Source organism: Faecalibacterium tardum (assembly GCF_040096515.1).
Classification (GTDB): Bacteria; Bacillota; Clostridia; order Oscillospirales; family Ruminococcaceae; genus Faecalibacterium; species Faecalibacterium tardum.
On the sequence record NZ_JBBMEO010000041.1, the window covers coordinates 1 to 14,223 of the forward strand.

At 57.7% G+C, this 14,223-nt stretch carries 11 protein-coding genes; 6 read left to right on the forward strand and 5 right to left on the reverse strand.

The annotated features are described in order from the left end of the window. Positions 1–297: 297 nt before the first annotated feature. From pdxA to WMO44_RS13480, 5 genes are all read right to left on the reverse strand, one after another. Complete coding sequence (gene pdxA / locus WMO44_RS13460) at positions 298–1,368, reverse strand: 4-hydroxythreonine-4-phosphate dehydrogenase PdxA (RefSeq protein ID WP_015537572.1); 1,071 nt, start codon at positions 1,366–1,368, stop codon at positions 298–300. Between the two features lie 28 nt (positions 1,369–1,396). Further along, a complete protein-coding gene (gene dapA, locus WMO44_RS13465; RefSeq protein ID WP_349152892.1) occupies positions 1,397–2,311 on the reverse strand; it encodes a 4-hydroxy-tetrahydrodipicolinate synthase in 915 nt (304 codons plus the stop codon). A gap of 20 nt (positions 2,312–2,331) precedes the next feature. After that, positions 2,332–3,498 (reverse strand): iron-containing alcohol dehydrogenase, encoded by a 1,167-nt coding sequence (locus WMO44_RS13470; RefSeq protein ID WP_316544946.1) that lies wholly within the window; start codon positions 3,496–3,498, stop codon positions 2,332–2,334. A 63-nt stretch (positions 3,499–3,561) separates the two neighbouring features. Further along, a complete protein-coding gene (locus WMO44_RS13475) occupies positions 3,562–4,722 on the reverse strand; it encodes a sialidase family protein (protein WP_005922639.1) in 1,161 nt (386 codons plus the stop codon). A gap of 64 nt (positions 4,723–4,786) precedes the next feature. Further along, positions 4,787–6,028 carry a four-carbon acid sugar kinase family protein gene (locus WMO44_RS13480; RefSeq protein WP_097774484.1) on the reverse strand — a complete coding sequence of 414 codons (1,242 nt, stop codon included), beginning with the start codon at positions 6,026–6,028 and terminating at the stop codon, positions 4,787–4,789. A gap of 216 nt (positions 6,029–6,244) precedes the next feature. Here WMO44_RS13480 and WMO44_RS13485 point away from each other — a divergent pair, with 216 nt between their 5' ends. From WMO44_RS13485 to WMO44_RS13510, 6 genes are all read left to right on the forward strand, one after another. After that, a complete protein-coding gene (locus WMO44_RS13485) occupies positions 6,245–8,062 on the forward strand; it encodes a sigma-54-dependent transcriptional regulator (RefSeq protein WP_349152893.1) in 1,818 nt (605 codons plus the stop codon). Positions 8,063–8,878: 816 nt separating this feature from the next. Beyond that, a complete protein-coding gene (locus WMO44_RS13490; RefSeq protein ID WP_242965824.1) occupies positions 8,879–9,271 on the forward strand; it encodes a hypothetical protein in 393 nt (130 codons plus the stop codon). Between the two features lie 417 nt (positions 9,272–9,688). After that, positions 9,689–10,918, forward strand: a complete 1,230-nt coding sequence (locus WMO44_RS13495; protein ID WP_349152894.1) for a plasmid recombination protein — start codon at positions 9,689–9,691, stop codon at positions 10,916–10,918. A 53-nt stretch (positions 10,919–10,971) separates the two neighbouring features. After that, the gene (locus tag WMO44_RS13500) at positions 10,972–12,264 is read left to right on the forward strand and encodes a virulence-associated E family protein (RefSeq protein ID WP_349152896.1); all 1,293 of its coding nucleotides are present in this window, start codon (positions 10,972–10,974) and stop codon (positions 12,262–12,264) included. A gap of 212 nt (positions 12,265–12,476) precedes the next feature. Continuing rightward, positions 12,477–12,791, forward strand: coding sequence for a helix-turn-helix domain-containing protein (locus tag WMO44_RS13505; protein WP_249259807.1), 315 nt, complete (start codon positions 12,477–12,479; stop codon positions 12,789–12,791). A gap of 16 nt (positions 12,792–12,807) precedes the next feature. Next, complete coding sequence (locus WMO44_RS13510) at positions 12,808–14,196, forward strand: site-specific integrase (RefSeq protein WP_349152895.1); 1,389 nt, start codon at positions 12,808–12,810, stop codon at positions 14,194–14,196. Positions 14,197–14,223 lie beyond the last annotated feature (27 nt).

Here is a 14,223-nt window from a genome sequence, read left to right on the forward strand (position 1 = left end):
GCTTTGCCAGCTCTCCCAAAGGGAGAGCCAAGAGCACTGCCGAAAACTTCCTCATTGAACCTAATACTTTAGCAACGAGCCTTAGACCTTGGCTCTCCCCTTGGGAGAGCTGGCGCGGGAGCGCCTGAGAGGGCGTGCAAGGCTAACGGGTGCTGCCCCTCATCTGGCACGGAAGCGCCTGAGAGGGTTCGCTCCCTGAGGGAGTTCGTCCCCAAAACCAGAAAAAGCCGCCGCACCGTACGGGGTGCAGCGGCTCTCTCTGGAAGAAAATGAAGAATTGGTTGGGATGGGGATAACTTAGTTGGCGCGGCCGGTCATTTTGACCGCATACTTGATGGCGTTGACAAGGCTCAGCTCGTTGCCGTTGCCCTTACCAGCGTGGTAGAAGTCGGTGCCGTGATCCACGCTGGCGCGGATGATGGGCAGACCCAGCGTGACGTTGACGCCCTCCACGGCCTTCCACTCCTGCTTTTCGCGGTCGTAGACAAAGCCCACAGTCTTGAGCGGGATGTGACCCTGATCGTGGTACATGCACACCACGATGTCGTACCAGCCGCCGATGGCCTGCGAGAACACGCTGTCCGGCGGGCAGGGGCCCACAACGCCGGTAATGCCCTCGGCCTTGGCAGCCTCGATGGCGGGGGTGATCTCCTCGATCTCCTCCCGGCCGAACAGGCCGTTCTCACCGCAGTGGGGGTTCAGACCTGCCACAGCGATGCGGGGGTTCTCGATGCCCATATCCTTGCAGGCCTTGTTGGCGATCTCGATGACCTCCAGCACGCGATCCTTCTTGACCCGGTCGCAGGCTTCCCGCAGGGAAACGTGGGTGGAAACGTGCACCACGCGCAGGTCATGATGAGCCAGCATCATGGTGTACTTTTTGGTGTGGGTGTAGGTAGCGTAGATCTCGGTGTGGCCGTCGAAGTGGGTGTAGCCGTCCGACTTTTCGCCGTGGTAGTACTCCAGTGCCTTGTTCATGGCTTCCTTGTTCAGGGCGTTGGTACAGGTGGCATCCACCTCACCGGCCATGGCCAGCTCAATGACCTTTTTCACGCACTGGAAGGCTGCGTTGCCGCCCTCCACGCTGACCTTTGCTATCTCGAACTTGCTGATGTCCTCGATCAGATCCAGATGCAGCACGTCGATGGTGCCGGGGGTGAACAGGGCATCCGACACCTTCTCGCAGCGGTGGATGACGATGTCCTCGCGGCCAACGAACTTCTTGGCCTGCTCCATCACCTTCACATCGCCCACCACAATGGGGCGGCAGTAGCTGTACTGCTCCGGGTCAGCCAGAGCCTTGATGGTGATCTCCGGGCCGGAACCGGCGGGATCGCCCATGGTAATACCGACAATGGGTTTATTCATAGCAGCCTTCTCCTTGCTTCAGCGCGTTTCAGTGCAGACCCTTGGCCTCGTTCTCTGCCAGAACCTTCTTGATGGCCTCCATGCCCTCTTCCGGCACATAGTTGAAGGGTGCGCGGCACTTGCCAACGGGGTGACCCTGCAGGGCAACGGCGGTCTTGATGATGGTGTTGGGGTTGCCGTACTTGAAGGTCTGCTGCAGGATGGCAATGGCGTCCTGTGCAGCCTGTGCGCCCTCCAGATCCCCGGCCTTGAAGCAATCGTAGATCTTGGCAACGGTCTCCGGCCAGATGTTGGCACGGCCTGCAATGCCGCCTGCGCCGCCCTCTTTCAGGCAGGTCAGGATGGCGCCGTCGTTGCCGGCCAGAATGGCAACTTCCTTGTCCAGCTCACGGGTCAGGCGGATGTAGGCCTTTAGGTTCTCGATATCGCCGCTGGAATCCTTTGCGCCTACGATGTTCTCCACGTCACGGCACAGTGCCTGCACGGTCTCGGGCAGCAGCTTGTTGCCGGTGCGGGCGGGGATGTTGTACAGGATGATGGGCAGGTTCACGGCCTTTGCCACGGCGGTGTAGTGGTCGTACAGCTCCTTCTGGGAGGCCAGTGCAAAGCTGGGGGTGATGACGGACAGTGCATCTGCGCCCAGCTCCTCGGCACGCTTGCTCAGGCGGATGGTCTCGGCGGTGGTGATGCAGCCGGTGCCTGCGTAGACCGGTACGCGGCCCTTTACCTGATCGATGACAGTGGCAAGGATCTCTTCCTTCTCCTGGAAGGACAGGGCGTAGGCTTCGCCGTTGGTGCCCATGGGGAAGATGCCGTGCACGCCGCCTGCCAGCAGGCGCTCCACCTGCTCGCGCAGAGCCTGATGGTTGACCGTCTGCTCAGGGTCGTTGTTCATGGGGGTGATTACGGGAGGGATGATGCCCTTGATATCGCTGGTCTTCATAAGTCTTTACTCCTTTTCTGTTACATGATTTCCTGATACAGCTTGCGTGCGTCGGCGGCGGTAACGGGGCGCATATTGTTCACCAGCAGGCGCTGTACCTGCATACCGGCGTTGACCAGACCTTCCAGATCCTCGGCAGGCACGCCGAACTCCTTGAGGCTGGTGGGGATATCCAGATGCTTGACGATGTGCTCCAGACGGGCGATCATCCATGCAGTCTTTTCCTCCACGGTGGTGCAGGTCTTTTCCTCGTGGCAGCAGCGGTCGTAGGCGGCAGCCAGACGCTCGCGCACGGCGGGGTGCTCGCTGTTGAAGCGCATGACCGGTGCCAGCAGGATGGCGTTGGACACGCCGTGTGCAATGTGGTACTTGCCGCCCAGCGGGTAGCTCAGTGCGTGCACAGCGGTGGTGCCGGAAGCGGTGATGGCCAGACCGCCGTAGTAGGCTGCGATCTGCATCCGGTTCTTCTCTGCCATGGCTTCGGGGTCATCGCAGGCTTTTTCGATGTTGTTCAGGATCAGGTCAAGGCCTTCCAGTGCGTACAGATCGCTGAAGGGGTTGGCCTTGTTGCTGGTAAAGCACTCGATGCAGTGTGCCAGTGCATCCACGCCGGTAGCGGCTGCGATCTTGCGGGGCAGGTTCTTGATCATGCGGGCGTCCAGAATGACGTAGTCCGCGATCATGTTCTCGTTGACGATGCCCACCTTCAGCTCCTTTTCGGGCACAGCCACGATGGCGTTGGGGGTGACCTCGGCGCCGGTACCGGCGGTGGTGGGGATCAGCACAATGGGCACGCACTTCTGTGCCATGCCGGGGTTATCCAGCAGCTCCTTCACGCCGTAGGCGTCGGTCACCAGCACGCTTGCCAGCTTGGCAGCGTCCATCACGGAGCCGCCGCCGCAGGCCACGATGAGGTCTGCACCGGAAACCTTGAACTCGTCCACCAGCTTCTGCACAGCCATGTAGCTGGGCTCCGGGGGCAGCTCGTCCAGCACATAGTACTCTGCGCCGGAGGCCTTGACAGCCTCTTCCGGCAGGGCAAACAGGCCTGCGCCCTCAATGCCCTTATCGGTGAACATGGCTACCTTTTTTGCGCCGCGCGCCTTGATGATGGCGGTGATATTGTCCATGGCGTTCTCGCCGCCATAAACTGCGTGCGGCATTTTAAGATTGTACTGGGTCAACATACTGATCAACCTCCTGAATGATGTTCTGATCTATAAAAAGGATAGAAATTCCGAAAAGCTTTTTCAGCGGCTCTGGGCTGCGGTGGGGTTATACAGACCCACGGTCTCCCGCTTTGCGCCCAGCACGTCCTGTTCCGAGAAGCGGACGTACTTGATGCCCTGCCGGGTGCGGGCAGCGTAGGCCAGATGCAGCATGCCGTCCCGTCCCTGCATCAGGTAGGGGTACTCGTACTGCTTGTTGTTGGTCTTGTTCTCATCGCCCATGTAGCCCTCGCCGCGCTCCATCCAGCGGATGATGGGGAAGGTCAGGCCGCCGTCCTCCGAAAGCGCCACCGCCACCGGGCAGCGCAGGCCGGGCCATGCAGCCTTGCCGGGCACAGGGTTCGGGGTGCAGGTGGGGTTATAGGCAATGGCGATGCGGCCGCTCTGCAGCTTGACCGCGCTGATGCTGGAGTTGTTATTGGGCAGCGGGGTGGGTGCAGGCACCGTCCAAGTCTCGCCCCAGTCAAAGGACTCGCTGCGGTGGATGCGGTAGGCCTCGCGGTTGCGCATAAAGGCCACCAGATGCCCCGGTTCCAGCTCGATGACATTGGCGTGGACGTGGCCGTTGCTGCCGGGCATCATGACCATGCGCCAAGTCTTGCCCTCATCGTCCGAGATGCGGAAGGCGGTGGGGTCGCCGGACAGACCCTCGGCAGAGTCGGTGCACAGCCAGTTGGCAAAGATCCAGCGGCCGTTGGACAGCACCTGAATGGGCTGGCGGCAGAAGGTGCCTTCCTCCGGGAACACGGTGGTGTAGTCGCCCCATGTTTTGCCGCCGTCGGTGCTCTTCTGGCAGCGCACCACAGCGGTGAACTGCATATTGTCCTTACCCTCTACGCGGTCCAGCTGGGCGGTGTACATCGCCCACACGGCGTTGTCCGGGCCGTAGAACAGCGAGGGGTTCTGCTCGCTGCGGGTGGGGTCGCCGGAGATATTCACCGGCTCCAGCCACTTGGTACCGTCATGCGGCAGCACCGAGCAGATGATGTGCACATCTGCGCTGCCCTCATAAGTACCGGCGAACCAGCAGCAGAGCAGGTCACCGTTGGGCAGCTCCACCATGGCAGGTGCGTGGGCGGTGGGCCAGCCGCCGGTGGGCAGCAGGGCTTCCAGTGTGCCCATCTCCTCGTTCTCGTACACGGTGCCGTCCCAGGTCAGGCCGGGCAGTTTTGCATAGGTCATGGTCGTTCTCCTTCTGTTACATTTATCTTCTGTTCCAGCCGCAAAGGGCTGTCTGCTTCTGTTCTCAATGCTTTGCAATGCGGTCTGCCAGCTCCACCAGCAGATCCTCCTGCCCAAAGCCGCCGGACTTGGTAATGACGTAGCGGGTGCGCCCCTGATAGGTGAACCGCGCCAGCACGATGCCGCTTTCCAGTTCGCACACCGGTTCCAGCTCCCGTGCGCCCACGCTGTTCATACATTGCAGCAGGGTGTCGCCGCCGGTGAGCAGCAGCGTACCCAGATGTTCGCTGCCGAACAGCGCCCCGAACATCTGCCCGACGCTGCCGGAAATGCCCACCCGCATGCCGTCCAAGTCAATGCCCCGGGCGGCGGCGTAATCGGCGGTAAGCTGGTTGCCCCCGGCGTCATTCGTCTCGATGATGCAGCGGGGGTTTGCTGCCAGCATCTGTTCAATTTCTGCCAGCGCAGCCTTGCCGTCGGCGCTTGCCCAGTAGCCGGGCTCCAGCTTCTGCCGGGGGGTCAGCCGCAGGCGGGCAAAGCCTGCCTTTTCGGCGGTGTCCATCTGCCGCAGGGTGATGGGGTTCACGCTGCCGCAGAGCACCAGCAGCCGGGGGTCCAGCTGCGGGGTCTCGACCACGCTGCCGTCCGAAAGCCCCAGCAGCTCCGGCAGAAAGGCGGCAAAGCCTGCACAGCCTGCCAGCACCGGGGGTGTTCCATTCTGGAACAGCTGCCGCCCGGCGGTTTCCAGATCTGCGGCGGTTGCAGCGTCATACACCAGAATGCCGGTCTTGTCCGCTGCCGTCTCACCGGGGCGCAGGTTCTGTGCGGGGATCTCAGTCTGCAAATGGATCAGCTTTGTCACCTCGGCACAGCGCACCGGTTCGAAGGGGTCGATGCCGAAGGGGCTTTCGTTCACCGGCACACCGTCGATGTAGTGGACGCCTTTTTTTGTGGTGCGTCCGATCTGCGGGAAGGCCGGCAGAAAGGGCAAATTGCGTGCGCCGCTTGCTTTGAGCAGGGCGGCAAGCTCTGCGCCGATGTTGCCGCGCAGGGCGGAATCCGTCTTTTTATAGATGCAGCCCACGCCGTTTTCCACCGCGCTGCGGGTCAGCTCTTCAACGGCCTTTGCAGCCTTTGCGGCGGGCAGATGCCGCGTTTCGGTATCCACCACCAGCACGGTGCTGCTGCACGCGGAAAGGTCTGCCTGACCCACCACGACCTGCGTGGGGATGCCGTGTGCCGCAAGCTGTACGCCGGTATCCAGCGCACCCGTAAAATCATCTGCAATCATCAGCAGGCGAAGCATTGTTCGTGCCCCCTCACTTGTTTTTGTGCTTTCATTATGCCGTATCCGCCGCGGGAATGCACCCGGCGCAAGCGGGAAAATCGTTTCATTTTAGCACGTTTTCAATTTTCTTTTTGTTTTGTTGGCAAAAACGTTCTATTTTGAAACCATATTCTGTTTTCTTTTTGAACCAGACCGTTTATAATAGTTTCAAAGAGAAACACGGAGGGACGTTTTATGGTCGAGACTCACACCCGCATTCTGGGCATTGCCCCCTACGACGGAATGCGCACCGCCATGGAGCAGGCGGCGCAGGCCTACCCCAACGTTGAGTTGGAGGTGTACACCGGCGATCTGGAAGAGGGACAGGCCATCGTGCAGCGCATGGCCCCCAACAGCTACGACTGCATCATCTCCCGCGGCGGCACCGCCACCCTGATCCGGCAGGTGACCGACCTGCCGGTGGTGGATATCCATATCTCGGTGTATGATGTGCTGCGCACCATGAAACTGGCAGAGAACTACACCAGCCTGTACGCCATCGTGGGCTTTCCCAGCATCACCGAGCCCGCCCACACCCTTTGCAGCCTGCTGAACTTTGATCTGGACATCCTCACCGTCCGCAGCGCCGAGGAGGTGCGCCACACCTTGGAGCGGCTCAAGCAGGGCGGCTACCGGATGGTGGTCTGCGACATGGTCACCCACACCATTGCCCGGGAGATGGGCTTTGACGCCTTCCTGATCACCTCCGGCATCGAGAGCCTGCACAGCGCCATCGATCAGGCGGTGAACATCAGCACATGGTTCGGCCAGCTGCGGCAGGAGAACCTGTTTTTGCGCAGCATCACGCAGGAGCAGGGCGGCAGGGTCGTGGTGATGGAGCCGGACGGCAGCCTGTTCTATAATAATATGAAGGACATCTCCCCGGAGCTGCACCGCTGTTTGCAGACCCATCTGCGGGAGATCCCCACCACGGGCAGCTTAAAGTTCTATTACACCGAGCGCAGCCAGCTGTACAGCATCACAGCACAGGTGCTGCTGATGAACAATGTGCAGCGGTACCTGTTCTACTGCGTGCCCTCCCGCATCCCGCTGCATTCCAGCCGCCCGGGGCTGCGGTCGCTGAACCAAGGCGAGTGCGAGTATCTTTTCTCCAACAGCTTTTACAGCCTGAGCGGTGCCATGGGCACGCAGGACGCCGAGATCAACGCCCTTGCCGCCGTGCGTCAGCCCCTGTTCATCTGCGGCGAGCCGGGCACCGGCAAAGAGCAGATCGCCCGCTACCTCTACCTGCACAGCGCACTGGTGAACCGCCCCCTCGTGGTGGCAAACTGCGCCATGATGAACGATAAATCATGGGATTTTCTGCTCAACCACTATAACTCGCCCCTGAACGCCAACGGCAACACGGTCTACTTCCAGAACTTTGAAGCCATCCCGGAGCAGTGGAGCACCGAGCTGCTGGCTGCCATCGAGGAGACCGGTCTTGCCCGCCGGGTGCGGCTGCTGTTCTCCCGTTCGGTGCGCCCGGAGGAGCCGGTCTCCCCGGTCACCCGCCGCTTTATCGAGCGGCTGGGTGCGCTGACGCTGGAGCTGCCCCCGCTGCGCAGCCGGTCGGACGAGATCCCGTCCCTTTCCAGTTTGTACCTGAACAGCCTGAATCTGGAGCTGGGCAAGCAGCTCTCCGGCTTTGAGCCCCGCGCCATCGAGATGCTGCGGCAGTACCCGTGGCCGAACAACTACACCCAGTTCAAAAACCTTCTGCGCTCCCTTGCCACCCTGACGAACGGCCCCTACATCCGCAGCAGCAGCGTGGCAGACCTGCTCTCCAAGGAGCGCAGCCTGCGCAGCGCCCCGGCAGCGCACCCGGCGGCGGTGGTCAGCACCGACACCTCCCGCACGCTGGAAAGCATCATCGGCGAGGTGGTGCAGCAGACGGTAGCCGCCCACGGCGGCAACCGCGCCGCCGCCGCCCGGCAGCTGGGCATCAGCCGCACGACCCTGTGGCGGTACCTTGGAAAAATCGAAGCCGGTGAGTCTGCCGACCCTATCTGATGCTTTTGTCCCTCAATGGGTTCGTTTTCCGTGCTTCATACGGAGCACCGAAAGAACGTTTTGCAAAAATGTACAGCCTGCATCCATCGGATGCAGTTCAAGGGCTTGGGTGTTCCCCAACAAGTATTTTGCAACGCAAAAATGATATATATATATACGTGTGAAGACACCTCTTGTTAGCACTATGAGGCTGCTCAAAACGCCTCCCAAATTTGACAATCATTTTGCAAGAATGATCGTCCGTTTTCAAGCTCAACTTGAAGCAGACGGTTGTTTTTCTGCTCGGAAAAGTTCCGAGTTTGCATTCCGTTGCAAACAGAACGAGCTATCCAGCCCTCTCTTTTTACCAAAGTTTCCATCATTTTTTCTTGCAAGCTGCCGAAAGTAGCCTGTTTTCAAAAATTCCTGTTGACACGGCTCAATTTTTGTGGTAATCTATTCCAACAATTTAATATAACATATTTACTTAGAGTTCCAGCTCGGCTCCCGAAGGAGCCGGAGCAAGTTTTTAACTTTCTTATCGCTACATAGCAAACCCGAACCAAGGCCATCCCAGAAGGGATGGTCAGGTTCAGGTTGTTGTGTGGCGATTTTTTATTGCCAAATCCAGCACCGCACCTTGAAAACCGCATGACCGTCTGCATGGGATACACGGCGATGACCCTGAGAAGGAGAGCCGGAAAACGCCGCCGGAAGGGGGCAGGAAATCCATGCAGGGAGAACGGCTAAACGTTGATTCCCCAGTTACCAGAAAACAATGTGGTCAAATTGACCACATTGTTTTTCCGTAACGCCAGTGAAAGGAGGGGTATCTCCATGTATATGACAAACGAAGAATGGGAGCAGAACAATCAGGATTATTTGAAAGAATCGTATGAGGAAACGGGTTTTACCACCGGAGGATACGCTATCCGCAAACTCATCTGCGGCGGCTGCGGTCGGGTGTTCTACACCACAATCTACACCAAGAAATACTGTCATAGCTACTGGTGCGGCAATCAGGCCAACAATCGGCGGCAGCGGGAATACCGCCAAATGCGCCGTCAAGATTTAGTCTGCCAGTGCTGCGGCGAGAAATTCACGCCCAAACGTGCAGATGCCCGCTATTGCAGCAACGCCTGTCGGCAAAAAGACTATCGAAAACGTGTTACAGATGCTGCAAGTGCTCAAAATGAGCACTTGGATAAGTGTAACGCATCTGCCAAATGAAACCCAGTTCCTCACGAATGAGGGAACGGAAATTTATCGACCTGTTACGGAAAACCAAGTGGTCAAAATGAGCACATCGTTTTTCCGTAACGCTTCAAGGCCTGTTGAAAATCAGGTTGCCAAGAGGACAACCTGATTCTACCCGTAACAGAATCAGTTGGTCATTTTGGCCAACTGAAAAAGCCGGACAAGTTGGTGGGCAGGAATTCGCCAATCTTTGACCTCCAGCTTGCCAAAATCAACGGGCCAAAATGGCCCGTTGAAGGGAGTCAAGGGGGAACGCCTTGCCCAGTGATATGATGCTGTGCGTCATATCCTACTGGGTATTATCTGGCGCAAAACGGCGGCAGATCCAGCAGCTCCGCTGCTGCGTTCTCCCACGCCAAGCTGTTGAAACGGAGGGATGTCTATCTGAAATTGACACGACACAACGGACGAGCCGGAGCCCACGGCACCTATAACCCAAAACACAATGACCGCAGTTTCAACCTTGCTAACAGTGAGCACATCGACCCGGAACGAGCCAAGGGCAACATCTACTGGGACTGCTTCCACGGCTTTCGTTCGGCTCTCGCTCCACCCGACCCGGATGATCTGGCGGCGACTTTCTCGGAGGTGGAACGGCAATTCTATGAAACCCACTACACTGCCTTTGTCGAAAGCCAAAACGAGCGCAACGCCAAGATCCGGCACACAGAGCGCAACCGATCCATTCCCGACCTGCTGTCCAGCCGCAAGACCTGCCCGGAAGAGACCATCTACCAACTTGGAACGCTGGATGAACACGCTTCGGCGGAGGACTTGCTGAACATCGTCACGGAGTTCATCGAGGCGTTCAAGACCAAGTTTGGCGAACATGTTCATGTGCTGGACTGGGCATTGCATCTGGACGAAAGCACACCCCACATCCATGAGCGTCATGTGTTCGACTGCGAGAACAAATATGGTGAGGTGGCTCCCCAGCAGGAAAAGGCGTTGGAAGCGTTAGGCTTCAACCTGCCCGACCCGGACAAGCCCCTCAGCCGCCGCAACAACCGCAAGATTACCTTTGATGTCGCCTGTCGGAAAATGCTGTTCGAGATTGCAAAAAGGCATGGGCTGGAATTAGAGGAAGAAGCGGAGTACGGCAACCGCAAATATCTGGAAAAACAGGATTTCATTCTTGCCAAGCAGAAGGAGCGGCTTGCCGCCCAGCAGAGCAAGCTGGACGAGTTGACCCTGAAAGTTTCGGATATGGAGACCCTGCTGGAAAATGTTTCGGCTGCGGCCTATGACAAGGCGGTGGAGGTCGTGACGGACGTGGTACGCACCGAGACCCGCAAGGAAGATATGCGGATGATCGAGGACACGAAGAAGTGGGTGCTGTCCCCGGAACGCAAGGCTCCCAAAGCCACGAGGGAATATGCCGCCCACCGTTTGGACACCGTGCTGGACAAGTTTCTCAAGACCATGCAGACCACCGCTACCCGCTTGCAGGAGAAGCTGCTGAAGCCGGAAGTTCGGCAGAAAGGCAAAGGACAGGTCAAGGAGAAAGCACGGGATTCCGTTCTGCAACTGCTGAATCGCTTGCAGGTAGAACAGGCACAGCGGAAGCCATCTGTCCCGCCTACCGCCGAAAAGTCAGAAACACGAGGTGATGTTTATTGAGCAAAGAAGTCAACGAAGAACGTACTCCCAGAACCGTTGCGGACGTAAAAGAAATGCTGACCAAGCACTCCAACGGCGAGATCCAGCGGACGATTCAAAACTGCATCACGATTCTGCAGAACGACCATGTGCTTGCCGATGCCATCCGGCTGAACCTGTTGAGCGAGCGCATTGACATTGTAAAGCCCGTGGGCTGGCCGAGATCTGGTAAGACGCTGAACGACACCGATATGAAGTATATCCTGCGGCGAATGGAGAAGTACGGCATCTCCAGCGAAAAGAAAATCGAATCTGCTATCCGTATTGTTGCAAACGAGAACCGCTACCATCCCATCCGAGATTACCTGAACAGCCTAAAATGGGATGGGACTGAACGGATTCCCCATGTCCTGTACCATTTTCTCGGTGCTGCGGAGGACGAGTACACTTGCGAAGCTATGAAGATATTCCTGCTGGGAGCCATCAAGCGGGTGTTCCAGCCGGGATGTAAATTTGAAACCATGCTCTGTCTGGTGGGCGGGCAAGGTGCAGGAAAGTCCACCTTCTTCCGGCTGCTGGCGGTCAAGGATGAGTGGTTCTCGGATGACCTGCGGCGGCTGGATGATGACAACGTGTACCGCAAGCTGCAAGGTCACTGGATCATCGAAATGTCGGAGATGATCGCCACCGCCAATGCTAAGAGCATCGAGGAGATCAAGAGTTTTCTCAGCAAGCAGAAGGAGACCTATAAAGTTCCCTACGAGACCCATCCTGCCGACCGTCTGCGCCAGTGTGTCTTTGCTGGAACGACCAACCGGCAGGATTTTTTGCCCCGTGACCGCACGGCAAATCGCCGCTTCATCCCCATCCCGGTGGATGCGGAGCTGGCTGAGGTGCACATTCTGGACAATGAGGAGGAATCTCGCACCTATATCGACCAGCTCTGGGCAGAAGCCATGATCATCTACAACAGCGGCAACTACAAGCTGGCGTTCAGCCCCGCCATGCAGGAAACCCTGCAAGCCCATCAGCAGGACTTCATGCAGGAGGACGCGCAGGCTGGTATGATCTATGCCTTTCTGGAGGACTACACGGGTGACCGGGTGTGTTCCAAGCAGCTCTATGCGGAAGCACTGGGCAACACCAATATCCCGGCAGAGTGGGAGACCCGTGCTATCTGCGAGATCATGAACACAGGAATTTCGCGCGGCGATATCCAAGGCTGGCAGGCGCACAAAACCGCCAAGCGTTACCCGAAGTACGGCGTTCAGAAAGGCTGGGAGCGCGTAACCAGCCCCGAAACCGGGGCTGAAGATTTCTCCGAAATAACGGATGCGGAAGTCAGGCAACTGGGCTTTCCCTTCTGATGGACAGCGGTTACACGTCTGGTTACAGATTCGGTTACGCCGCAGTTGCACCGAAAAATCCGCATGATTGCTGCGTTTTCCGCTTTCTGTAACCATGTAACCTTAAAAAGATAAGAAAAAGTATAAAGTCCACCGAATGTCCTGCATACAGAAAAAGAGAGTTTTCCTGCCCGGTTACAGACGTTCGGTTACAAGGAATTGGAGGTCTGCCTATGAATATGAATCGGCCTGACATGACCGAAACTGTGAAATCTGAAAATTATACGAATAAGCCCTTGCAAAAGGCCTCAAATCCCACTACAATGGAAGCGGTCACTCAAACCAATGCCGTCAAGTCTCCGACTGACAGCCCGGCAACCACGAAGCTGGTGTACACGGTGGAAGAGATCGCACGAATGCTGGCCATCAGCCTGCGCTCTGCCTACAACCTGTGCAACAACACCACCGAATTCCGTGTTCTGCGGGTAGGCGGAAGCATCCGTGTACCGAAGGACAGCTTCGATGCGTGGCTCAACCGGGCAGCTTGATAAGGAGGCAAACAGTATGGCATATATTACGAAGCGTGGCAACTCTTACAGCGTCCGCTACACCTATCAGGACGAGCACGGCAAGAGCTGCGACAAATGGGAAAGCTTTCCCACCAAAGAGGAGGCAACAAACCGTAAGAAACAGATCGAGCATGAGCTGGCGGCTGGAACCTTCCTGATTCCGTCCTCGGTGACGGTGGCAGAGTTCCTCATGGACTGGCTGCCCAAGCAGTGCAGCAAACACAAGTGGGCTCCCAAGACCTACGAATCCAACCTTTCCACCATCCAGAATCTGATTATCCCCTATATCGGTGATATGGAGATGCAGAAGCTCAAACCCTACCACATGGAGAACCTCTACACGACCCTGAGCAAAACGCCCTGCGGTTCGTATGTCGAGGGAAAGAAGCAGGAACTGACCGAAAAGCAGAAGCAGCGGTTCCTTTCCGGCACCACCATCCACGAAGTGCATCGGCTGCTAGGAACAGCGTTCCAGTATGCCGTAGAGTGGGGCATTCTTGTCAAAAGCCCTGTTCCCGTGGACAGCCCCAAGAAGTCCACGCAGGAGCGCACCATTTGGACGGTAGAGGAAATGCGAGCGGCACTGGACAGCATGGAGGACCCCATCCTGCATCTGGCAGTCCACCTCACGCTGGTTGGTGCGCTGCGAGAGGGCGAGATCGTAGGTCTGACCCCGGAAGACCTCGATTTTGACGCAGCAGATGGCATCGGAGCCTTCCGTATCAACAAGTCCATGCAGCGGGTGCGAAAAGAAGCCCTGAATCAGGTGGACGATGGTTGCATCATCAAGGTATTCCCGGACAAGTTGGAGCGCAGCACCACTTCCCTCATCCTGAAAAGCACCAAAACGGTGTCCTCCTGCCGTACCATCTTCATGACCTCTGCTCTGAAAGAGGAACTGAAGAAGTGGCTGAATCAGCTGGAGGCAGACGAGATGAAAGACCCGACACGCTACCATGACAGCGGAATGCTGTTCCGTCTGCCCAACGGTCTGGCTGTGGAGCCTGTGCTGATTCGCAAAAAGTTCCTCAAATGGCAGGATGCACACCCGGAGTTCCCTCGTATTGTGTTCCACGGTCTGCGGCATTCCAGTGCCACCTATCAGCTGATGATCTCCGGCGGCGATGTGAAGGCCGTTCAAGGCACCACAGGACACGCTACGGCAGATATGCTGGTGAACACCTATGCCCATATCCAGCAGTCCTCTCGTGTAGAACTGGGCAGGAAGTTCGAGGAAGGGTTCTATGCTAAACAGGAAAGCCCCAGCCCGCAGGCTGTACCCGCCGCAGGCGAACCGACTATCTCCATGACTGCTCTGCTGGAACTTTTGAAGAACGCAGACCCCGAAGTAAAGGCGCAGCTCCGTCTGGCTCTGCTGACCTGATGCAAAATTTACCACGCATTTCAAAGC